This is a genomic window from Pontibacter cellulosilyticus, from assembly GCF_014306105.1.
Taxonomy (GTDB): Bacteria; Bacteroidota; Bacteroidia; order Cytophagales; family Hymenobacteraceae; genus Pontibacter; species Pontibacter cellulosilyticus.
In genome coordinates this window covers 1030174-1052468 of record NZ_JACRVF010000001.1, presented here as the reverse complement: position 1 = coordinate 1052468, position 22295 = coordinate 1030174, and the positions used below count along the sequence as shown (strand labels likewise).

21 protein-coding genes are annotated in these 22295 nt (G+C 37.8%); 1 reads left to right on the top strand and 20 read right to left on the bottom strand.

The window, feature by feature from the left end; genetic code table 11:
* Nucleotides 1-3: 3 nt before the first annotated feature.
* The 12 genes from hisS to H8S84_RS04560 all read right to left on the bottom strand — a co-directional run bounded on the left by hisS (nucleotide 4) and on the right by H8S84_RS04560 (nucleotide 14042).
* Nucleotides 4-1401: a histidine--tRNA ligase gene (hisS, locus tag H8S84_RS04615; RefSeq protein WP_187066075.1), complete on the bottom strand. Its 1398-nt coding sequence runs from the start codon at nucleotides 1399-1401 to the stop codon at nucleotides 4-6.
* A 108-nt stretch (nucleotides 1402-1509) separates the two neighbouring features.
* Nucleotides 1510-2385 carry a glycosyltransferase family 2 protein gene (locus tag H8S84_RS04610; RefSeq protein WP_187066074.1) on the bottom strand — a complete coding sequence of 292 codons (876 nt, stop codon included), beginning with the start codon at nucleotides 2383-2385 and terminating at the stop codon, nucleotides 1510-1512.
* 57 nt (nucleotides 2386-2442) lie between these two features.
* Nucleotides 2443-3822 (bottom strand): undecaprenyl-phosphate glucose phosphotransferase, encoded by a 1380-nt coding sequence (locus tag H8S84_RS04605; RefSeq protein ID WP_187066073.1) that lies wholly within the window; start codon nucleotides 3820-3822, stop codon nucleotides 2443-2445.
* A gap of 87 nt (nucleotides 3823-3909) precedes the next feature.
* Nucleotides 3910-5034, bottom strand: coding sequence for an O-antigen ligase family protein (locus H8S84_RS04600; RefSeq protein ID WP_187066072.1), 1125 nt, complete (start codon nucleotides 5032-5034; stop codon nucleotides 3910-3912).
* 142 nt (nucleotides 5035-5176) lie between these two features.
* Entirely contained in the window at nucleotides 5177-6319 is a 1143-nt protein-coding gene (locus tag H8S84_RS04595; RefSeq protein WP_187066071.1) for a glycosyltransferase family 4 protein, read from the bottom strand.
* A 105-nt stretch (nucleotides 6320-6424) separates the two neighbouring features.
* Nucleotides 6425-7540 carry a glycosyltransferase family 4 protein gene (locus H8S84_RS04590; protein WP_222621570.1) on the bottom strand — a complete coding sequence of 372 codons (1116 nt, stop codon included), beginning with the start codon at nucleotides 7538-7540 and terminating at the stop codon, nucleotides 6425-6427.
* The gene (locus H8S84_RS04585) at nucleotides 7533-8834 is read right to left on the bottom strand and encodes an O-antigen ligase family protein (RefSeq protein ID WP_187066070.1); all 1302 of its coding nucleotides are present in this window, start codon (nucleotides 8832-8834) and stop codon (nucleotides 7533-7535) included. Before H8S84_RS04585 ends, H8S84_RS04590 begins: the two co-directional genes overlap by 8 nt.
* Nucleotides 8831-9814 (bottom strand): glycosyltransferase family 2 protein, encoded by a 984-nt coding sequence (locus H8S84_RS04580; protein WP_187066069.1) that lies wholly within the window; start codon nucleotides 9812-9814, stop codon nucleotides 8831-8833. The genes H8S84_RS04585 and H8S84_RS04580 overlap by 4 nt, the downstream gene beginning before the upstream one ends.
* Entirely contained in the window at nucleotides 9801-10646 is an 846-nt protein-coding gene (locus H8S84_RS04575) for a glycosyltransferase family 2 protein (RefSeq protein WP_187066068.1), read from the bottom strand. Before H8S84_RS04575 ends, H8S84_RS04580 begins: the two co-directional genes overlap by 14 nt.
* Nucleotides 10647-10650: 4 nt before the next feature.
* Nucleotides 10651-11628: a hypothetical protein gene (locus H8S84_RS04570; RefSeq protein ID WP_187066067.1), complete on the bottom strand. Its 978-nt coding sequence runs from the start codon at nucleotides 11626-11628 to the stop codon at nucleotides 10651-10653.
* 1 nt (nucleotide 11629) lies between these two features.
* On the bottom strand, nucleotides 11630-12730 hold the full coding sequence (glf, locus tag H8S84_RS04565) for a UDP-galactopyranose mutase (RefSeq protein WP_187066066.1): 1101 nt from the start codon (nucleotides 12728-12730) through the stop codon (nucleotides 11630-11632).
* 22 nt (nucleotides 12731-12752) lie between these two features.
* Entirely contained in the window at nucleotides 12753-14042 is a 1290-nt protein-coding gene (locus tag H8S84_RS04560) for a flippase (protein WP_187066065.1), read from the bottom strand.
* Nucleotides 14043-14401: 359 nt separating this feature from the next.
* On the opposite strand from H8S84_RS04560, the gene H8S84_RS04555 reads away from it, so the two are divergent.
* A complete protein-coding gene (locus tag H8S84_RS04555) occupies nucleotides 14402-15316 on the top strand; it encodes a chain length determinant protein (protein WP_187066064.1) in 915 nt (304 codons plus the stop codon).
* 71 nt (nucleotides 15317-15387) lie between these two features.
* Here the strand turns inward: H8S84_RS04555 and H8S84_RS04550 are convergent, their stop codons facing one another.
* From H8S84_RS04550 to H8S84_RS04515, 8 genes are all read right to left on the bottom strand, one after another.
* Entirely contained in the window at nucleotides 15388-16938 is a 1551-nt protein-coding gene (locus H8S84_RS04550) for a bifunctional GNAT family N-acetyltransferase/carbon-nitrogen hydrolase family protein (protein ID WP_187066063.1), read from the bottom strand.
* Nucleotides 16939-17088: 150 nt separating this feature from the next.
* Nucleotides 17089-17745, bottom strand: coding sequence for a CoA transferase subunit B (locus tag H8S84_RS04545; protein ID WP_187066062.1), 657 nt, complete (start codon nucleotides 17743-17745; stop codon nucleotides 17089-17091).
* 11 nt (nucleotides 17746-17756) lie between these two features.
* A complete protein-coding gene (locus tag H8S84_RS04540) occupies nucleotides 17757-18455 on the bottom strand; it encodes a CoA transferase subunit A (protein WP_187066061.1) in 699 nt (232 codons plus the stop codon).
* A gap of 234 nt (nucleotides 18456-18689) precedes the next feature.
* Nucleotides 18690-19619: a bifunctional riboflavin kinase/FAD synthetase gene (locus tag H8S84_RS04535; protein WP_187066060.1), complete on the bottom strand. Its 930-nt coding sequence runs from the start codon at nucleotides 19617-19619 to the stop codon at nucleotides 18690-18692.
* Complete coding sequence (truB, locus tag H8S84_RS04530; RefSeq protein ID WP_187066059.1) at nucleotides 19603-20298, bottom strand: tRNA pseudouridine(55) synthase TruB; 696 nt, start codon at nucleotides 20296-20298, stop codon at nucleotides 19603-19605. The genes H8S84_RS04535 and truB overlap by 17 nt, the downstream gene beginning before the upstream one ends.
* Nucleotide 20299: 1 nt before the next feature.
* Nucleotides 20300-21136: an undecaprenyl-diphosphate phosphatase gene (locus H8S84_RS04525; protein WP_187066058.1), complete on the bottom strand. Its 837-nt coding sequence runs from the start codon at nucleotides 21134-21136 to the stop codon at nucleotides 20300-20302.
* Nucleotides 21137-21355, bottom strand: a complete 219-nt coding sequence (locus tag H8S84_RS04520; RefSeq protein WP_187066057.1) for a DUF3098 domain-containing protein — start codon at nucleotides 21353-21355, stop codon at nucleotides 21137-21139.
* Nucleotides 21356-21357: 2 nt separating this feature from the next.
* Nucleotides 21358-22254 (bottom strand): cell division protein FtsX, encoded by an 897-nt coding sequence (locus H8S84_RS04515; RefSeq protein ID WP_187066056.1) that lies wholly within the window; start codon nucleotides 22252-22254, stop codon nucleotides 21358-21360.
* Between the last annotated feature and the right edge of the window lie 41 nt (nucleotides 22255-22295).

Here is a 22295-nt window from a genome sequence, read left to right as displayed (position 1 = left end):
TTTTTATTTGGTTAAAATACTGATGATTTCTCCGATGGTCAGGTCCTGCTGCTCACCCAACTGCATGTTGCGCAGTTTCAGTTTGCCTGTGGCAATTTCCTCAGATCCTACAAGTATCACATAAGGTATACTTTTCTGGTCGGCATACCCCATTTGTTTTTTCAGCTTAGCGGGCTCCGGGTATAACTCGGAGGCAACGCCTGCATCTCGCAGTTGCTGAAGTATAGGCAGTGCATGCATTTCAGACTCTTTATCAAACTGTACCAGTAGTGCTTTGGTACCTACCTGGCTGCTGTCTGGGAACAGCTGTAGCTCTTCGAGCACATCATATATTCTATCCACGCCAAACGAGAAGCCAACTCCCGATACGCCAGGCATACCGAACATGCCTGTCAGGTTATCGTAACGGCCGCCGCCGCTTATACTACCCATACTTACATTGTTCACCTTTACCTCGAATATACAGCCGGTGTAGTAGGAGAGGCCTCTGGCAAGTGTCACGTCCAGCATCAGCCTTGGATTACCAGATTCGTTTGTTGCCGTTAAGGCTTGGCTTCTAAGCGCAGATAGGTACATCCATACTTCGTGCAGGTCTTTTAAACCTCGCTCTCCCTCTGTAGTTCCGCCAAGTATAGTTTGTAACTGGCCTAAGATCTGCTCATTGTCGCCTTCCAGAGTATAAAGCGGCTCCAGCTTAGAAATAGCTGCTTCTGAAATGCCTCTTTCCAGCAACTCTTTACGTACGCCTTCCTTGCCGATTTTGTCCAGCTTATCAATGGCCACACAGATATCACCCTCACGGCCTTTTTCACCGATAGCCTCAGCAATGCCTGCTAACACACCTCTGTGGTTTATTTTGATAGTGAAGTCTTTTAAGCCAAGGTTAGTGAGAACTTCATTGATCATCTGCACGATCTCAGCCTCACAGAGCAGTGAATTCGTACCTACTACGTCTGCATCGCACTGGTAAAACTCACGGTAACGGCCTTTCTGCGGACGATCGGCACGCCATACCGGTTGAATCTGGTAGCGCTTGAATGGAAATGTGATTTCATTACGGTTCATTACCACAAAGCGGGCAAAAGGCACTGTCAAGTCATAGCGAAGTCCTTTTTCAGAGATCTTGCGCGTCAGATGCTTGTATCCCTGCTCAATATCCTCTGACTTGGTTTTGGAAAGAAAATCACCGGAGTTGAGAATCTTGAATAGCAACTGGTCACCTTCATCGCCATACTTGCCCGTTAACACAGACAGTTGTTCCATAGCTGGCGTTTCGAGAGGCAAATAGCCGAATTTCTCGAAGGTACGTTTAATGGTATTAAATATGTAGTTTCTTTTGACCACGACTGCCGGCCCAAAATCGCGTGTTCCCTTAGGTATAGATGGTTTCTCTTTGCTCATACTTATGCAAGTTTGCCGGCGAAGTTACTAAAAGCTGAGGAAAAGGGGAGGCTGGAGAGGGAAAAGCTTTTACTCTGTAAGTGTCAAAGCTGTAAGAATTATAGTATGCTAGAGAGTGGCTGCATACTTTCTGCTAAATGAAACTGGGGTCTCGATTATACTTTCTTGAATTAATGCGACTGCTTTTTTATTTATTTTCTTTCTTTCCTTATCACTAATCCATCCCCACTTGTTAAAATACTTTACCATTGAGACAGTGTGCAGCATCAGCATGCTCAAATGTTTTGATGAAGCTCTCTGATAAAGGTGATATATTTTTGCTTGGCCGTAGTAAATTACTTTGTACTTTGTAGTAAAACGACGACAGATATCTAGATCCTCGAGATAGACAAAATACCGTTCATCAAACATTCCAACTTCATTAATTGCAGAAGTTCTGAAAAGCATAAAGCAGCCGAGCAAGAAAGGTACTTCAATTACTGCATTATGATCGCAATTGCTATATTCGTTTAGATCAGTTCTTTTGCTAAACAATGACTTACCAAAGGGCATTCTTCTGATAAATAGGTCTATTGGACTAGGGATAAGTCTTCTGGACGTCTGTATGTCTCCGTTTGGATATAATACTTTTGGGGCAATCAAACCTGTGTCAGGATGGCTCTCTAGATAGTTATAAAGTGTTGATAAAGTAATACCATCGAAGTATACATCTGGATTTAATACTAAAAAATATTTACAAATATCTTTAAAGTGCTGAATACCTTGATTATGCGCTTTGCTAAAACCTACATTATTACCATTAAATCTGTAAAATACTCTCTCGTCATTTATTAATTCTTGTTTTAGAATATCAGAGGGAGAATTGTCAATGATTAATATTGCTACTTCTAGATTAGTGTCTAAAAAGCTTCTAACAGCAGCATTAATGATATCATGGTTGTTTTTATAAGCAACAATAGAAGCCGCTATATCATATTTATACATATACAGATTTGTGGGCTTCTAATTATACATTAATAAATTTACGGATATAAGCTTACTTTAAAAAGCGTGTTTATCTCCTCGGAAGATGTTGTAGATAGTATAATAAATAATTTTTAAATCTAATACAAAAGACCAGTTTTCAAGATAAAAAATATCAAGCTTTATTCTTCCTCTAACCTGAAAATTTTGAGTTGTGTCTCCACGATAGCCTCTAACCTGTGAAAGACCAGTAACACCTGGTTTAATATAGTGACGCACTTTATACTTCTCAGCAATAAGTGCATACTCCTTATCTGCCTCCAGCATATGAGGGCGCGGACCTACAATAGACATGTGACCCATTAAAACATTAAAGAATTGAGGCAATTCGTCTAGACTTGTTTTTCTTAAAAAAGCCCCCACAGGAGTAATTCTTTTATCATTACGTTTTGCAAACTGAGAATTTGCTTGCTCGTTTACATACATTGAGCGGAGCTTCCAACAGGCAAATGCTTTACAGTTAATTCCTGACCTCTGTTGTGCGAAAAATACAGGCCCTTTAGAATCTAGTTTAATTATGATTGCTAAAATGGGTAACAACCACGAGAGTAAGAAAACGATTACAAAAAGAGAGAATAAAATATCGAATGTTCTTTTAATCATTTTGTTAATTACATCATCCAAAGGAATAGACCTTGTAACAAGAAAAGGGAGCATGTCCCCATAGTCTAATTTTAGCTTCTGATAAGTGAAGCTAAAAGGTTCTGGAAGGAACTTTACTCTTACTAAATTATTGTCCGAAAAGTCTATAAGTGAAATTATCTGTTCCTTCTCTAATGTAAAGGGGCTACAGTATATTTCGTTGATCTCGTTTTCTAAAACAAAATTCTGAATATCTTTTAATCTTCCAATGATGTCTGTATTATTTACTTTGTCATCAAAGAAGCCTTCAAATTTATAGGCGTACTCAGGATGAGAATTAAAAAAGGTTTTCAATTCTACACCAATTTTACTGTAGCCAATTATAATTACTTTTTTTGAATTATAGCCTTTACTACGAAGGTACCTTATTGTGTAGGTGACAATGATTCTCCAAGTTAAAACAAGCACACCGAATGCCAAATAATGATAAATAAGGAAATCCCTGTTAAACTTTGTGATTTGTGTGAGATTTAAAATAGCCTCAAGCAGAACTACATAGAGAAGCACTGCTTTCAGTGCATCAAGTAATATTGTTTTAGTGCGCGCTACACGGTAATATTTATAGAATTTAAGTAGAAGCGTGCATAGAAACCATATCGAGACCAGAAGAAATAGTGAACTTATTGTAGGATGAGGATAACTGATATTTGTGCTTTTTGCTGTAATAGCCATCGCTACAAAAAGAGAAACAGTTAGAGCAATAAAATCCCCTGCAGAATGTATGAGTTTAATATATTTATTGTAAAAACCGGTCATGGTAAAAAAAATATTTGCAAAAATACCTAATTTATATAAAATCAGTTAGTTATGTTTTAATATAACCTAACTTAATTTTAATCACAGTTAGTGCTTTTGCACTACAATCTCACCTGATTTTGTCTCTAAAACTTCTGCACGTTTATTCAGTTGGTCTTTAAGGATTGCAAAAAGAGACACAAAGAAAGAAAAGAAAATTACTCCTTTCTGTGTTGTCAAGTTACTTTCTGTTATGCCACATAAAACAAACAGAACGGTAAATATAGCAAGAAGTAAGTTCTTTAGGTTTATTGATGTAGCTAGGAGAGTGAAAATGATCAAAATATAAACTAATAATCCAACAATGCCTAATGCTAGGGTTATCTGAATGTATTGGTTATGCGGATCATATTTTTGCTCAATACCTTCGTTATAATCGTTTTTCTTATATGCTTTTACAAGCTCATCTTTTGTATCACCTGTTCCTAACCCAAATAGAATATTTTCACTAATTAAATCAATACTTGTACTCCAAACTGTTTGTCTTTGCTCCATACCACTCATGTCTTGTAGCTTTCTTTTTAAATAAGGCACTGTTTCAAAAGCCTTGAAAGCGATAAATGGCATTAATATGAGTAATGCTAAAGTCAGGAATTTTTTTCTGCTAAAAATAAGAAATGCAAGTAGTGATATTCCTGTAATTAAAAAGCCGGCTAGTAATGCAGTTCTGGAGGCAAGCATTATTGTGAATACAACAAAATAAAGTATTAACACAAGATATGCACTTAATATGAAGGTATTTCTTTTTCTAACATACTCATAACAAAATAGATATGCTAGAATAAAAATTGCCATTACCAGATACATGCTAAAATAAGGTGAATGTAGATTGATCTGTTTTGGTAAGAAATACGAAAAGTAGACCCAGTCGACGCCTAATAATTGATCAGGTGCTCTATGCATATTGTTGATGCAGATATCATATGCTATTGACAGCAGGCTATATGAAGTAGCGATGAAACAACCTAAAATATAAGCTTTAAGTAGTTGCAAATAGTGATTGCTTTGGAGACCAATTGTGAAAAATACCAAAGGTAGTATAGCTATGCTAGACTTTAATTCCAACTCAGCAAAAGCAGCAGCGCTATTTTCGCTATAGGTTATACTTACAAAAAATAGAGAGTAAAATAACAGCAATAACTGTATTAGCCGAACATGTAACGCATCTTTCAATCGGGAGAGATACAATTTATTTGTGATCCAAAGTGATACTGTTAAGATGACAAATAATGAGTTCAACTTAATGGAAAAAGGCATTGAGATTGCTACACCAGACAACGCCCATAGTATTAGATGCTTATTATAAATGCTATATTTAGAGTGTGACAGGTACGTACTGGTCATTTTGATATTCTGTTATTGGCAATTTTGCCGAAATATAATCTTTAATCTTGGAGCGGAATTCTCCTTCGCTAAATCTTTCTGCATTTTCTCTGATGATTAATGGGTCAAATTTCACTTTGCCAGATTCGAAGTATGAAATAGCCCCTATTAATGATTCTTTTGTTTGTTCCCTGAAATGAAGACCTGTTACGCCATGAATAATTGATTCACTCGCACCACCTTTACCATACGCGATAACAGGTGTGCCGCAAGCTTGGGCTTCTACCGGAGTTATGCCAAAATCCTCTTCAGCGGCGAATACAAACGCCTTAGCTTTCTGCATATATGATTTCAAGACACTAAATTCCTGGAAGCCTAGTAAAGCAATATTGCTAGTTACTTTTGATTTGATTTTATTAAAATCAGGGCCATCTCCAATTACAACCAATTTCTTATCAGGCATTAAACTGAAAGCCTCTACAATCATATCCATTTTTTTGTAGGGCACCATTCTAGAGGCCGTCACATAGTAATCCTCTTTATGCTCTTCTAAGCTAAATTCATTAACATTTACAGGTGGATATATAATAGTTGCCTCTCTATTGTAAACTTTAGAAATGCGCTTAGCAATATAACCTGAGTTGGCGATAAAAAAATCAACTCTATTAACTGTTGTCAAATCCCAAATTCTTAAATAATGAAGAATAAGCTTTGCGATGAATCCCTTTATGCCTTTTGTAAGCCCTGACTCACGCAGGTATTGATGGTAAAGGTCCCATGCGTAGCGAACAGGGGAATGGCAATAGCAGATGTGAAGTTGATTGGAGTGTGTAATGACTCCTTTTGCTACAGCATGGCTGCTAGATATTACAAGATCATACAATGATACATCTAATTGCTCTATTGCAAGAGGCATCAATGCAATATAGTTTCTGTATTGACTTTTAACGAAAGGTAGCTTTTGAATGAAAGTTGTTTTTACCTTTTTGTTCTGAATATGTTTTTTGTGGTGCTCTGGTAAATACTCAATAACAGCAAAAAGGTCAGCATCCGGATAAATGTTTAAAAGTTGCTCTACCACTTTCTCTGAACCAGCATACTCTACAAACCACTCATGTACTATCGCTACTTTCAATTTTCTACTTTTAATGAGTTGTAATATTTTCTTTACAAAATAATCAAGAATACTTATATTCTATAAAAATCAAACAGGTTAATGTGGCGATGAATCTAAAAGAAGTTAACAAACCACATTATTGAAAACAGCAATATGTTTTTCTGCTGTCGTTTCCCAATCATAGAGCAAAGCTTGTTTCAACCCTTTGGCTTTCATTTCTTCTCTTAATTTATTGTTCGTTAGTAAGAGTTGAATCTTTTTAGATAAATCTTCTGTGTCATGCGGTGAAAAGTACATAGCAGCCTCTCCGCATATTTCAGGAATACTAGCTGCATCAGAAGCCAGTACAGGACAACCACAAGACATGGCTTCAAGTGGAGGCAGCCCAAAACCCTCATATATCGAGGGAAAGACAAATATACTAGCCTCAGCATACAAAATAGGTAAATGTTTCTCAGGAACATGGCCGGTAAAGAAAACGTTGCTTTTTAAAAAGCTATCAGTTTCTATTAATTCTATTAATTCATTATCACCGGTTATAAACCCTGATTTTTTTCCAACTATCACAAGTCCTATATCATTACCTATTTTGTTATTTAAACTTGCAAAGGCTTTAACCAAACTTGAAAGGTTCTTATGCGGTTTAACATTACCAATATATAATAAGTATTTACTTGGCAACAGAGGGTATAAAGAAGCAAGTCTATGTCCCGTAACTTGAGAATCCTTTATGTTAAATAAAGTTTTATCAACACCGTTATGAATGGATGTGACCGAAGTCTCTTTTGCAGCTGTATACTTGTAAATTTCGTTTTCTGAAAACCTAGAGACAGTTATTATTTTGTCTGAAAGTGTGCTAGCGCCTTTGAAAAGTATTTTAGAGTAAATTTTTTGAAGTGGTGAAAGATTATTACTGAAAGCCAAATGATATGTGTCATGAATAGTAACAATCCTTATTTTTGCCTTTATTGGAAGCAACGGCACATTATAATGTGGCGACCAAAATATATCGCACTTAGGAACAGCTAAAGGAAGCTCCAATTGCTCCTTTATCGAATAGATTCCTGAATTAACTTCAATAATTCTATTTGGGGTTGCCCATTCAAAATGTTTAATATCTGCTTTAATACCTATGAAATATACTTGAAAATGCTTAGTAAGATAGGGAAGAATGTTTTGCAGATAAACGCCTATTCCAGAAGCATTTATCATTCTGCAATCGATAGCAAGGCTATGCATGAGTTCTATCTCGCTTTAGGTTCCAATTCTGAGCGATAATAAGCCCTATGATTGTCCAGTAAACTATGAAATTAATACGGCCAATAAAAGCTGAGTTAAGAAGGCTTGCTGCATAGAAATAGCAACTGAAGCAAATAAAGGCCATACTTAGCTGTTTAAGCAAAATATTATCAGTTCTATAAAATGTTAGTAACGAAAAAAGCAAGCATAACCCGTAGAAGGTAGCATAAAAAAAGCCTAATAAAATTCCATTCTCCAGTAAGAGCTGCAGCCAATATCCATCTGTTATGATTTTACTTTCAGCATCACCGCTAGGGCCTTGCGTACCAACACCTGCTCCAATTATTGGATGTTTTAAAACATAGGTAAATGCATCATTAATTTGTTGGAAATGTTCTTGGTTTGAGCCTTTGGAATTTGGGTCTTTCCCTGCCATCCTAGCTAAGAAAAAGGAATCCCGATACAAAAATATAACAGAAGAGAAAATGAACAGACTTAGTAAAGCAAAGCCAACTACCTTTTTAATAAAAGTATAGGTGAATCGAGCGTATCTTAAAATTAAAGCAACAATCAACACAATTATAAGACCAACTAGAGCAGCCCTCGTTAGTGTTAATGCGTTAGCTATTGCAATCATAACTAGCATTATCAGATACTTTCTTTCCGGGCTATAGAGGTATTTTGCCAATACCAAGCTAAACACAATTACTGTAAAGCTGGAGTAAATAATCGTATTTCCTAAAAGTGCTGTAGGCCTAACAATTGTACTCCCATAAAAACCAAATGGAGAATCACCTTTAAGTGCTAATAACGATTCTGGCAATATAGCACTAAAAGCGAACTGGAAGTATGAGAATACAATTAGAACGAGTGATACTTTTATAAAAAATGAAAGTATTTCTTCTATCTTTTTATCATCCCTGAATACGACAGGAATGTAAAATAGAGGTATGCTGTATATAATATTATTTCTGATTCCTAATAAACGTTCAGATATAGGGTTATGGTCGAAAAAGAGCGTTTTAGTTAATGTAGCAAATATTAAGAATAACCATAATAAAAATAAAGTAGCATATGTAATGTTAAACTGAGGAGTTAATCTTATCAAATTTGCTAAGCTTATTATAAAATGAAGTGTTATAATAATGACAATTAAATCAATTATTAATGTACCTGAATTAATGCCAGAGAACGATAAAAAGTTAGTAATAAAACCGTTTGATAAAAGTATTATTATCAAAGATTTTAGTAAAAACATTGATGTGGATATCCTTAAATGCTTTGTCTGCATCATACTGTTTGATACAAGAGTTTAAAGATCACTGCCGCCCTTTTAAATTTGAGTCTTGCTAAGCGTAGAATTACTGAGGTAAGGACTAGTATATATAGCCTTAACTTGTATTCTGGATAATGTTTTCGGATAAAATAAATTTTACTTTTTATGCCATGGTAATCTGCTAAATCGCTTTTTTCGTTCCCATTTGAGTTTGACCCGATTGACTGTCCTTCTTTGTGATAAATCCGGCATGAGTCAACATAACTCAATTTATAGCCATGTTTAGAAGCCCTTGTGGCCCAATCTAACTCTTCAAAATATAAAAAGTAATTTTCATCCATTAAACCTACATGCTCAACGAACTTCTTTGATACTAGCATCGATGCGCCAACAACATAATCTATCTCTTCGAACTGAAACTCAGAAACTTTTGCGTCTGATAAGTTTTCGCCAATATGCTTTGTTGTAAACAACTTCTTGTTAAAGCTTCCACCAATAGCCTGTATAATATCTGGCTTGTGATAGTATAAAAGTTTAGCACCCCATATACCAACGTTTGATTTTTTAGAGGCAGATGAAATATATGCTGATAAGCTGTCTGGAGCTACTGTTGTATCATTATTGAGTAGCCATATATATTCAAATTCTCTTAATTGGAGCAAGTATTTTAAAGCAATGTTATTACCAGCGGCAAAACCTTGATTCTTATTTGCTTTAATGAAAAGGAACTTTGACTCGTAAGATTCCTCCTTTAACTGTAATTCATCTTCTGTTAAAAATGAAGATGATTCAGAGGACAGACTGGTATTAGCCCAGTCTTTTAGTTGATTATAGGAATTATTAGGTGAGTTGTTGTCTACTATTATTGCCTGCCAATTAGTATATGTCAAATTAAGTAAGCTTTGCATACATTCTATCGTATCCTGCCAGCCTAGATAATTAACCAGAATAATACATACTTTGGGAGTAGCAATGTTATTTGAACTATAATTTTCCAAATTTCCCTTTTCTATAATCTTTATACCCTCTGATAATACTCTTTAATTTTCCGAATTTATTGTTTTCAAAAAAAAACACTTTAATTAATTCTTTTATATTATTCCGTAGCTCTGTTTTATAATATTCTGGGAACAACTCCTTATATTCTTTTAACACTTGTAATCTATTACGTGTAATATAATACCTTCTAGTGCAATTGTGATGCGTGGTTGTTACAGTTTTACCTAAAGCATTATAAGCCTTATTCTGGCCTAATTGATGGTTCAATATAGCTTTATGGTTAACAAGTATCTTATATCCGTAGTACTTTAAGCGTAAACAGTATTCATGGTCAACATAATCGATAAAAAAATCATCTCTAAATGGACCTACTTTCTGGTAAGCTTTTAAGTTTAGCAAGTTTCCAGAAGTCATTACAACTGTAACCTCTTCTACATCAAATGACTTGTGAACAGGCTTTGAATCTAAAATGTGCTGTGGAGAGACTATGCCAATGGAGTTTCTATCAAAATTTCCTGTTGAATTTATTAACTCCTGCACCATTCCCTTAGTAGCCTCACTGTCCTGATCCATAGTGAGCAGCCAATCGAAACCATCTTCTATAGCTCTACTCGCACCGATATTTAATGCCTTCGCAATACCCTGATTTTGATTAAACGGAATATATTCTGCATTAATTAATTTGAGGTTAACTATTAATTCTTCAGATGGGCACTCTGAGTTATCTACAATATATAACTTAGAAATACTATTGCAGTAGCTGCGCAGATTATTGAGAACTTCAGAATCTGGATTATAAAGTACAACAACACCTGCTATTGAAAAAGACATACAATTACTCAACTATAAATAGGTTTTGAATCTCCTCTTCGAATGTCTGTTCTTCGTTTATTATTTGTTGACGGTAATTAGCAAAGGACTTAGAAATTTCTTCAAAATCATTAAAGCAGTCTAGTATCAAGTCCCTTATAGTTTCTTTGTTTGATGCTACATTCTCAAATTTAAATTCTTCAGGAATTGGTAAGTCCTTTGTATAGTTCGCTGATCCTTCTCTCCCAGTAATCACACAACAGTTATTCATGGCTGCTTCTCGGGGTAATCTGTCTTTACCAGGGTGGTTCCCGAAGTCAATGTAAACTTTGCTTTTGCTCAGAGTATCTTTTACCTGGTCCAAGGTCATTTTTTCTAGCGGAACCCAGCTAATTTCAGGGTAAGAGTTGATTAATATTTTAGTTTTTTCAATCCCTTTCTTGGGGTTATATAGTACCTGATTTAATTTTTCTTTAGTGGCTGTATTATTCAGGTAAGACTTGTTCAGGTAATCAGAAAGCGGATATATTTTTTTTAAACCCTTAGCTTTCAAAAACTGGAAGGCATATTCTGATTGGGCAAAATGGAATATTTCATTTGCGTTATCGTCGTCGAATTTGAAAAAATAATTACCAGTTACTAAACTTTTTATTTTAGAGAGTTTACTCTCATCGTTGAGTACCACAAAGTAATTATCAATGCTTAGCCACCAAATAGCCTTTCTGATATGTTTGTAAGACCCAAATAGTTTAGTTGTTATCTCAGGGCAAATTAATATATTATTCTCGTCATCAATTATTTCCCTTTTAAAACTGATATTGTATTCTTTGAATCGCTCAGGTACTGGACTTTTATGGTCTGCAGGGAAATAATACATAAAAGCATTATAACCCATTGATCTAAGCTTATGAATCAACTGATGCATTGCTTCAGGACCACCTGTTACAAAATCAGCAGGGCAGGCAACATATATAATGGAATCTTTCTTAAGAGAAACTGACATATTATTCAGCGAGTTTAAGTTTGATGGACTTAGCTTTAGATAATGCAGAGCCTACAATCTGGTGCATGTCATAATATTTGTATTCAGCCAGACGCCCTCCAAAAATTATATTTGGAAGGTCTTTAGTTTTTGCTTCATATAATTTATAAATGTTGCTATTTTTTGCATCATTTATAGGATAGTAAGGTACTTTACCTTTTGTGTATGAATCAGGATATTCCCAAGTTACTACTGTCTTCTTCTGATTACCAAAATTAAAGTGTTTGTGCTCTAAAACACGTGTGTAAGGCACTTCAATATCGGTATAATTAAACACTGCATTGCCTTGATAATTACCGTCTAACACTTTGCTTTCAAATCTTAGAGACCTATACTCTAATTCACCAAACTCATAGTTAAAGAATTCGTCTATCTTTCCAGTATAAACCAATTGTTTGCCTAAATTATCGTAATAACTTTTGTTGTCAAAGTAGTTTTCGTTTAGTCTGACTTCAATGCCCTCCAGCATGTTTTCAACCATCGCTGTATACCCATTTTTCGGAATCCCCTGATAGCTATCCTCAAAGTAATTTTCCTCAAAATTTAACCTGATTGGTAGTCGCTTTATAATAAATGAAGGGAGGTCTTTAGGGTGTTTTTGCCATTGCTTAAATGTATAGCCTTTTATAAATAGCTCGTAAAGCTCCGGTCCAACCTGAGACAAAATCCATTCTTCAAGGTTAGCGGGCTCATCAATAGGCAATCTTATTTCATTAAGTTTTTCTTCGGCCTCTTTTGGTGTAGTAACGCCATATATTTGATAAAGCGTCATTAGGTTTATCGGGAAAGAATATATTCTGTCCTTGTAGCGTACTTTGGGCTTATTAATGTAATGGTTAAACTCTGCAAACTTGTTTACATATTCCCAAATCCGTTTATCATTTGTATGAAATATATGAGCTCCATACTTATGTACATCAATACCCTCTACTTTTTCAGTATAAACATTACCTCCAATATGATCCCTTTGGTCAATTAATAAGCATTTATATCCAGCATCAGTCATTTCTCGGGCAAAAACAGCCCCAAACAAGCCAGCTCCTACAATTACAAAATCGTACATTTAATTTTAATATTTATATTTACTAGATAAGCCTAAGTCCTTTTTTATATAGTATGATATAGAAAGTGATCGTAATTATCACTTCAGTAACAACCCAAGCAGTTGCAGTTCCTATTTCAGCGAAAAGTGGAATTAAAGTATAATTCAATAAAATCGAACATACTGCACCGATACTTGTAACAGCTAGAAATTCCTTATCCATCTTAAGGTTCAAAACTCCTTGGGTACCTAATATATTATTAAGGCCAATAATGAATGGTAAAAATGATAAGACTTTCAGGCTATTGGATGCAGCAATATATTCCTGACCATATACAAGATGTACTATCAGATCAGAAAAGGTGTAGATAAGAATTGAAAGAACAAAAGTAACACTTCCAACTATAATAATAGCAGCTCTAAGTGCAACCATACCACTTTCCCTTGATTCGTGTAGTTTTTTGCCAATATAAGGGAACAAAGCAAGTCCGACAGGCATCATTATTCCTGAAACAAAAACAAGTATAAGCTTACTAGAAGCAGAGTAAATGCCGACAACTTGATCAGTAGCCAGAAAGCCTAGAACTATCAAGTTTGTTGTTGTATAGATATTTACAGCAATAGAAGATGCAAAAATTGGGAATCCCTCTTTTACTAGTTTAATAACATCTATTATCTTAGGTAATAGAGGATTCAAGTTAAAGTATTTAATTGACCACCAAAAGCAAATGATCCCGACAACTATTTGACCAATAGCAGAACTAAGAGGAATAAGTAAGTAATCACCGTCATTCTTGACAAGTACAAATATTAACAGTGTAAAAATTGCTTTTATAAAAAGGTTAAAATAAGCCAAGTACTTTAGCTTTTCCATCCCTTGAAAGAGCCAATTGGGTACTAAAACTGCACCAATGTTTATGAGGAAAGTCACCAGATAGATTTCAGAATTTTCTGAAAACTTTGGAACAAATAATACTAATGGTATAAATACAACAATACAAATAAGAAATATTAGAAATTTAGTATAAATGGTATTACTAAATACAGTCGAAATGTATTGTGTGTTATTCTTTTTCGTTGCTATTTCTCTTGTTGAGGTGTAATCAAAGCCATAATGAATTAATATAGTGCTATAGGTGATCAGGGCTTGCGAATAGGAAACTAAGCCAAAATGATCTGGAGAAATGATTCTAGCAATATAAGGTACTGTGATTAAGGGAAGTAGATAATTAGTACCTTGTAAAATCCCCATGTAAATGAAATTCTTTAATAATAAGACATCATCTACATTAGAAGTAATCAGCTTTATCCTACTAGAAATACTGTGAATCAATGAATTAATTTTTAAAAGTTTGTTTTATAATTTGATCATTACCAGCTAATAGATATATCAGTTTTTATGGTTAAACCACACTATTTAATAACCTGATTAGATTATATATGCTCTTTAACTATAGAAGCTTGCATGAACAAAGCACAGTTAATTCGTGCAAATTTATAGTTTAATTCTTTAATGTTAACTACTGTTCTGGATTTTAACTTTTAGCTATTCTTAGTCCTTTCTAAAGTCTGATCTACCAAACTTCTAAATTCTCAATATCTGCTAAACTTTATTCAAAGTAAATATTTTAATAACATCCTCGGTTGTGACGGTTCAAGAATAGATGTACATTTGCATAAAATGCACCTATTATGCCTAATGAAGTAAATAAAATGCCAATTACTAGGAATGATTATCGATCTGACGAAATTGATCTGCGTGTAATTTTCGATAAAATTGGGAATGGTATAAACCGGATAAAAAAGGGGATAGTTTATACTATTAATTTATCTCTTAGACGGATCAAGCTTATTTCTGTATTTGTTATAGTTGGATTAGCTCTTGGATTTATACTTTTCAAAGCTACTAAGCCATATTATACATCAACTATGACATTAGTGTTGGCAGATATCCGCAATGAGTTTGTTGATGATCAGTTAAGCAAACTCGTAGAAATGATTGAAGATGATAACTTCGAGGCAATTTCACAAAAATTGGATATTACCCAAGAGTCTGCTATGCAAATAAAAGATATGACATTTTCTAACCTAGATGAAAATAGGATTGAAGAAGATAGTATCTTAACAGGATCCCCTTTCAGAATAGAATTAAAGTTATACGATAATGCATTATTTAATTCTATGGAGCCTGCATTATCCAATTATCTAGAGAACAACAGATATTTTTCGAAGCAAAAACGAATTAAGCAAAGACAGGTTGAAAGTATTATTTTGAAGTTAAAGGATGAAATAAAGTCTATAGATAGTCTCAAAACAACAGTTGCTACTCCAAGAGGTCCTGTTAATGGTTTTGTATATGGTGAGGCATTAGATCCGACTACTCTGTATCGTGAAAGTGTGGGTATGTTTAAAGAGCAAGCTGAATTAGAAGCTGAATTAAATCAACTAGATAATATTCAGGTAGTTACTGGTTTTTCTCCGAGGCTTAGACCAACAGGGCCAAGCTTACTTAAGTTTTTAGTTATTAGTAGCGCTGCCTTCTTTCTACTGGGTTTGATCTACGCATTCCTTCAAGAAAAAAGAAGCAAAAGGTACTTGCATTCTTAACTTTTGACTTCTAATTATATCAAAAAAGCCGCTGCAGTTATCTGCAGCGGCTTTTTTGATGCTAAACTAATCTATTCCTCCTTCCGCATAACCCAACTTAGGCTGTATAAATCCTTTCTTCTATCTCTAAGATTCCTTACACTACCAGCAGTATTCAAATCCTTCAGTAAGTCCAGGTCCAAATCAGCAATAAGTGTCATCTCCGTATTCGGAGTAGCCTCAGCTACCACGGCATCATGCGGGAAAGCGAAGTCGGAAGGGGAGAAGACGGCTGATTGAGAGTATTGGATGTCCATGTTCTCTACTTTTGGCAGATTACCTACACTACCTGTAATGGCTACATAGCACTCGTTCTCAATGGCACGTGCCTGGGCGCAGCGTCTTACACGCAGGTAGGCATTCTTTGTGTCGGTCCAGTAGGGCACAAATAGGATTTTCATGTCCATATCAGACAACATACGTGCAAGCTCCGGGAATTCCACATCATAACAAATCAGGATGCCGATTTTGCCTATGTCTGTGTCAAATATCTTTAGCTTATGGCCACCGCGCATACCCCAGTAGTGCGACTCGTCTGGCGTTACGTGCAGCTTATACTGGGCATCATAGGTACCATCGCGGCGGCAGAGGTAACTTACGTTGTATAGCTTGTTATCGTAGTATTCCGGCATGCTACCGGCAATGATGTTGATGTTATAGGACAGGGCCAGCTGCACCATACGCTCCCGAATTTCCTCCGTATACTCAGCCATACTTCGGATGGCTTCGGATGGAGATTCTTCATTTGTAAGCGCCATTAGCGGAGCATTAAAGAACTCTGGGAACACCACCATGTCTGACTTATAAGAGCTCACGGTGTCCACAAAGAACTCGATCTGCTGCATCATATCGTCCAGCGATTTAACGGCACGCATCTGCCACTGCACAATACCTATCCGCACAACGGTTTTTTTGCCACCTATAAGTTTTTCTTTCTCCTCGTAGTATACGTTTACCCACTCAAGCAAAGTAGCATAGGCTCTGGAGTCTCTATCGTCTGGCAGGTAACCTTTTAGTATTCTGCGAACATGGAAGTCGTTGCTGAGTTGGAATGACAGTACAGGGTCTGAAAGCTCCTTGTTGCGCACCATCTCAATGTATTTTGCAGGCGTTAGCTTGTCAGCGTAGTTTTTGTACCCTGGTATACGGCCTCCGGCAATGATGCCCCGAAGATTTAGTTTCTCACAAATTTCTTTTCGGGCATCATACAAACGGCGGCCAAGGCGTAGGTTACGGTATTCGGGATGCACAAAAACGTCGATACCGTAAAGGGTGTCTCCTTCAGGATCGTGCGTTTTAAATGACCCTTTGTCAATTATCTGGTCGTAGGTGTGTTTGTCGCCGTATTCGTTGTAGTCTATAACGAGGCTGAGTGCAGCAGCCACTACCTCTCCGTTATCCTCAATACAAATCTGGCCTTCCGGGAATTTCTTAAGTAGGTTTGAAAACTCTTTTCTGGTCCAGGCGCCATCAATATTTGAGTACACCATGTCCATTATATTCTTAACTTCTTTGTAATCTTTCAGCTCAAGCTGTCGCATTATTAGCCTGTGCTCAAAGCTGGTCTCGTTTCTTTCGCTCATCTGTGTTTATCGTCGCAATTTAATCTTGCTACTAATATACGTGTAGTAAGTATAGTTTTGATATAATGTAAAGAAAGCACAAGTATGTACAATGCCGGAAAATGAAAAAGCGCAGTCATTAAACCGCGCTTTTTTGCTCCTGTTTATACTTTATACTTGTATTTCAGGTATTTCGCCTTCTACAATCAAGTTGCCGGCAGTAGCTGCCTTAATGTCGTCTACAGTAACACCCGGTGCTCTTTCCAGTAACTTAAACCCACCATCAACCACTTCCAATACAGCCAGGTCTGTCACTATCTTTTTAACACACTCTACACCGGTTATAGGCAAGGTGCACTCCAGTAGAAGTTTAGAAGAACCGTCGCGTGCTGTGTGCTGCATAGCCACAATAATGTTTTTAGCCGATGCCACCAAGTCCATAGCGCCGCCCATGCCTTTTACCATTTTGCCTGGTATCTTCCAGTTAGCAATGTCGCCGTTTTCAGATACTTCCATGGCGCCAAGTATAGTAAGATCAACGTGCTCGCCTCGGATCATGGCAAAGCTATCAGCCGAACTAAAGATTGAGGAGCCCGGAAGCGTAGTGATGGTTTGTTTGCCTGCATTGATCAGGTCAGCGTCTACCTCGTCTTCGGTAGGGAAGGGGCCCATACCTAGCAAACCATTCTCTGACTGCAGTACCACCTCAACGCCTTCAGGCAGGTAATTGGCAACAAGTGTTGGTATACCTATGCCTAGGTTAACGTACATACCGTTTTTTACTTCTTTTGCGATTCTTTTCGCTATTCCATGTTTATCTAAAGCCATTTCTTTTCTGGTTAAGCAGTTTTAACAGTGCGTTGCTCAATACGCTTCTCATACTTCTCGCCCTGGAAAATACGCTGAACAAAGATGCCCGGGGTATGAATCATGTTGGGATCGAGTTCGCCGGCAGGCACAAGTTCTTCCACTTCAGCAACTGTTATTTTACCGGCAGTCGCCATCATCGGGTTAAAGTTACGAGCCGTGCCTTTATAAATCAGGTTGCCTGCCGTATCTCCTTTCCAGGCTTTCACAAAAGCGAAATCAGCCTTTAGCCACTCTTCCATCAAATACATTTTGCCATTAAACTCGCGACTCTCTTTACCTTCGCCTACTTCGGTGCCATAGCCGGCAGGAGTAAAAAATGCTGGTATACCGGCTCCTCCGGCACGAATGCGCTCAGCCAGTGTTCCTTGCGGAATTAATTCCACTTCCAGTTCACCAGATAATAACTGGCGTTCAAACTCCGCATTCTCCCCAACATAGCTGGAGATCATTTTCTTTACCTGGCGTTTTTGCAGCAGTAGCCCGATTCCGAAATCATCCACACCTGCGTTGTTAGAGATACAGGTCAGGTCTTTTACATTTAGGCGCAGCAGTTCCTGAATCGCATTTTCAGGAATTCCGCAAAGGCCGAAGCCGCCAAGCATGAGTGTCATGCCATCCTGTACGCCCTGCAGCGCCTCCTGTGCGTTTTTAACAGTTTTATTGATCATAGTTAGTTAATGTGCTCATACTTTAACTACAGCTGCTGTTTAATGTTTCTTAACTGTAGTTAAAGCACTGTTCTTACATTTAATTATGTACTGAGGTAAGTTAAATAGAAAAAAAGCCATATACAAAGTATGGCTTTTCGTTTACGGGTGAAATAAGTTTTAAATCAGGTGAAATTAATTCCTGACAAGTATAAAGATCAGATAGGTCTTGGCACGGAATCTATACTAAAAGGTTTATACTTTTAAGGCTCTTCTAGTTTCTGCTTCGTCCTTTGCCAATTGCCCCTTCAACTCATCAAGTCCACTGAACATGCGCTCGTTTCGCAAGTGTTCTATAAACTCAACGGTTATACGCTTGCCATAAATGTTCTCATTGAAATCAAGGATATGAGCCTCCAGTGTCAGATTTTTGCCCGATACTGTTGGTCGCAATCCTATGTTCATCATGGCAGGGAGCTTTTTACCATCCAGATATGCATATACCGCATACACACCATTGGCAGGAATTAGCTTGGGTGCATCTGGCAATTCTAAATTGGCCGTAGGGAAACCGATCGTTCTGCCGATTTTATCACCCTCTGTAACTACAGAACTAAGGCTATACTTGCGGCCCAGGTATAAATTGGCAGTTTCTATATCGCCGTTCTCCAGTGCCTTCCTGATTTTGGTTGAGCTTACAGCCACATCGTCCACATCCTGGCGCGGAATTTCCTCTACCTCGAAACCATACTGCTGCGAACGGGCTTTCAGGTTTTCAAAGCTGCCTTCACGATTTTTGCCAAACCGGTGGTCGTAGCCAATAACCAAAAGCTTTGTATTCAGGGCTTTTACCAGAATATCAGTAATAAAGGTGCGGGAACTGGTGCGCGAGAACTCTTTTGTAAAGGGAATGATCAGCAAATAATCTACACCAAAGCTACGCAATTGCTCAATTCTTTCCTCAATGGTAGAAAGAAGTTTGAGCTTATTGTCTTCCGGGAAGAGCACAAGGCGAGGGTGAGGCCAATAGGTAATAACCACACTCTGCCCGTCTTTCTCTTTTGCGCGCTCAATTACACGTTTCAGTATTTTCTGATGGCCGATGTGCACACCGTCAAACGTACCGCTGGTAACAACGGGAAAGCTCAGATGAGGAAATGACGCTATATCACGAATTACTTCCATCCGCTTCTAGCTGCTTTCTTCTTATTTCCTGGATATCCTCAATGGTAAGGGCATCCTCTAGTTTATACTCACCGATTCGGGTACGCACTAATGACGAAAGGTGTGCGCCACAACCAAGCTTTTGCCCCAGATCATGCGCCAGGCTGCGAATGTAAGTGCCTTTTGTACAGATTACCCTGAAATGGATCTCCGGGCCTTCTATTCTAGTGATGTCAAATGCCTTTATGGTGATGGTGCGTGGCTTTAACTCAGCTGATTTGCCTTTGCGGGCCAGGTCATAAGCACGTTTGCCGTCTACCATTACGGCAGAGTAAATAGGAGGGACCTGCTCTATAGTGCCAACAAAGCTCTGGGCTGCTGCCGTAACTTCTTCCGCTGTCAGGTGGCTGATGTCGCAGGTTTCGGTTACTTCTGTTTCCCTGTCGTATGATGGTGTTATTTCGCCGAGGCGAATTGTGCCGGTATACTCTTTCTCTTGTGCCTGAATCTCGTCGATGCGCTTGGTATACTTGCCGGTGCAAAGTATAAGCAAACCCGAAGCCAGTGGATCTAAAGTACCGGCATGGCCTACTTTCTTTACCCGGATTGTGTTCCGGACTTTCTTTACCACATCGAAGGAAGTCCAGTCGAGTGGTTTGTTTATGAGCAGTATTTCGCCTTCGGCAAAATTATATTCCATTTTATATTACTTGTAAGTCTACGCCCATGGCAAGCAAGGCAAGTATTAAAATCCCTAAAGCAATTCTGTAGTAGCCAAAAAGCTTAAAGCCATACTTTGTTAAGAAGCTGATAAAAAAGCTTATTGCCAGCATGGCCACTACAAAAGCTACAAAGTTTCCGACTAAAAGCAACTGCAAGTCATCAGAAGTGATCACCTCAAAGCTGTTCTGTATTTTAACGAGGTCAAACTTGATAACGTCTGAAAGCTCAAGGCCAAGCAAATCGGTGATAAGTTTGTAAGTAGAGGCGGCCAGCATGGTAGGCACTGCCAGAAAGAATGAAAATTCTGCAGCTGCTTTTCGGTTTATACCTTGCGCCAAACCTCCGATAATAGAGGCAGCCGACCTGGAAACACCCGGAATCATGGCAAGGCACTGTGCCAAGCCAATGACGAAGGCATTCTTATAGCTTATTCTGTCCTTGGCGGCATTTTGAAACCACTTGTCAACAAATAAGAGTATAACCCCGCCTATCAGCAACATGACAGCCGTAATGGCTACACTCTCCAGCATGGCATCTATCGCCTTGTTAAAGGCAAAGCCCAGTACGGCAGCCGGAATGAAAGCTATCAATAGCTTAAAGTAAAAGTCCCAGCTTTGTATGAAACGGCGCCAATACAATACTACTACCGAAAGTATGGCTCCAAACTGAATGTTGACCGTAAAGATCTTTGTTATCGGCAGCTCGTTAATGCCCATCAGGCTGGAGGCGATAATCATGTGACCTGTAGAAGAAATAGGTAAGAACTCGGTAAGCCCTTCAACAATGGCTAAAATAATAGCCTGCCAAATACTCATTTATTCGTGTGTTTTATCTTTTACCATGATAGCGTAAAGCTCAATAATAAAGCCTGCCATTACTACTATCGGACCCAACGTGATACCCATAAAGCCTAGACCATAAGCCTCATCGTCCAGTGTCATGATAACGAAACCCACTGCCAATACCACGATGCCGATCAGCATAAAGGTGTAGTTTTTCTTACCAAAGGCAAGTCTGTCTTTATTTTCTTCCATGTTTAGTATAGTTCATCTAAAGATAAGCCGAGATATTTTCGCACAGCTCTGTATGAGCTCATAAAACCGATAACGATGCCAATAACAACCAAGGCACCCATCAAAATGTATGTCTGCTCGTCGTTGCGCAGCAGTTTAAGCTCTTCTACCTCGTGGTAAGCATACTGCATAAGCGCAAACAACAGGATAGAGGCCACAACACCACTGATCATACCTTGTAATGCGGCACGGTTAAGAAACGGGCGCTGTATAAAGAACGAGGTGGCACCCACTAGCTGCATGCTCCTGATCAGGAACCGCTGCGAGAAAAGAGCCAGTTTAACGGTATTGTTTATAAGTATGATTACCACAAGTATAAGTATAGCCGCAAAACCGAGCAGAATCATGCTTATTTTTTCGATGTTGGAGTTGATGGATTCGATGAGGCTTTCCACATATTGCACCTCATACACACCGCCTACATCCTGCAGGTCTAGTTTTATACTTTTAAGCTCCGGTGAGCTGGAGTGGTTGGCATCAATTCTAAGCACGTAAGCATCTCGAAGTGGGTTGTCACCCAGAAACTCCATAAAGTCTTCGCCGGTCTCATCTAAAAAAGCCTTTGCACCTTCTTCTTTTGAGATAAAGCGAACCTGTGCTGTATCGTTTTTGTAGGCTACGTACTCTTTGGCTGCGAAAGTCTTTTGAAGGCGGTTAAGTTGAACTTCGGTCAGGTTGCGATCCAGGTACACCTGCATTTCTATACTTTCCTTTACCTTTTCTGATAATTTCCCGGCGTGAATCAACAGCAGCCCGAATAACCCGATTACGAAAAGAGCAAGCGAGATGCTGAACACCACCATCAGGTGCGGATAACTTCCTAGTTTCTTTTTCTTAATGTGTTTGATGTTTTTTGCCATACTACGTGCTTCCTCACAAAAATAGAAATATTATTTAGAAT

Excerpts from the sequence above, each read along its gene's own strand:
- H8S84_RS04585 (WP_187066070.1), bottom strand. The coding sequence starts at position 8,834 with ATGATGCAGACAAAGCATTTAAGGATATCCACATCAATGTTTTTACTA.
- H8S84_RS04535 (WP_187066060.1), bottom strand. The coding sequence starts at position 19,619 with ATGGAAGTAATTCGTGATATAGCGTCATTTCCTCATCTGAGCTTTCCC.
- H8S84_RS04540 (WP_187066061.1), bottom strand. The coding sequence starts at position 18,455 with ATGATCAATAAAACTGTTAAAAACGCACAGGAGGCGCTGCAGGGCGTA.
- H8S84_RS04590 (WP_222621570.1), bottom strand. The coding sequence starts at position 7,540 with ATGCATAGCCTTGCTATCGATTGCAGAATGATAAATGCTTCTGGAATA.
- H8S84_RS04545 (WP_187066062.1), bottom strand. The coding sequence starts at position 17,745 with ATGGCTTTAGATAAACATGGAATAGCGAAAAGAATCGCAAAAGAAGTA.
- H8S84_RS04525 (WP_187066058.1), bottom strand. The coding sequence starts at position 21,136 with ATGAGTATTTGGCAGGCTATTATTTTAGCCATTGTTGAAGGGCTTACC.
- H8S84_RS04610 (WP_187066074.1), bottom strand. The coding sequence starts at position 2,385 with ATGTATAAATATGATATAGCGGCTTCTATTGTTGCTTATAAAAACAAC.
- H8S84_RS04555 (WP_187066064.1), top strand. The coding sequence starts at position 14,402 with ATGCCTAATGAAGTAAATAAAATGCCAATTACTAGGAATGATTATCGA.
- H8S84_RS04570 (WP_187066067.1), bottom strand. The coding sequence starts at position 11,628 with ATGTCAGTTTCTCTTAAGAAAGATTCCATTATATATGTTGCCTGCCCT.
- truB (WP_187066059.1), bottom strand. The coding sequence starts at position 20,298 with ATGGAATATAATTTTGCCGAAGGCGAAATACTGCTCATAAACAAACCA.
- hisS (WP_187066075.1), bottom strand. The coding sequence starts at position 1,401 with ATGAGCAAAGAGAAACCATCTATACCTAAGGGAACACGCGATTTTGGG.
- H8S84_RS04515 (WP_187066056.1), bottom strand. The coding sequence starts at position 22,254 with ATGGCAAAAAACATCAAACACATTAAGAAAAAGAAACTAGGAAGTTAT.
- glf (WP_187066066.1), bottom strand. The coding sequence starts at position 12,730 with ATGTACGATTTTGTAATTGTAGGAGCTGGCTTGTTTGGGGCTGTTTTT.
- H8S84_RS04605 (WP_187066073.1), bottom strand. The coding sequence starts at position 3,822 with ATGACCGGTTTTTACAATAAATATATTAAACTCATACATTCTGCAGGG.
- H8S84_RS04550 (WP_187066063.1), bottom strand. The coding sequence starts at position 16,938 with ATGAGCGAAAGAAACGAGACCAGCTTTGAGCACAGGCTAATAATGCGA.
- H8S84_RS04520 (WP_187066057.1), bottom strand. The coding sequence starts at position 21,355 with ATGGAAGAAAATAAAGACAGACTTGCCTTTGGTAAGAAAAACTACACC.
- H8S84_RS04575 (WP_187066068.1), bottom strand. The coding sequence starts at position 10,646 with ATGTCTTTTTCAATAGCAGGTGTTGTTGTACTTTATAATCCAGATTCT.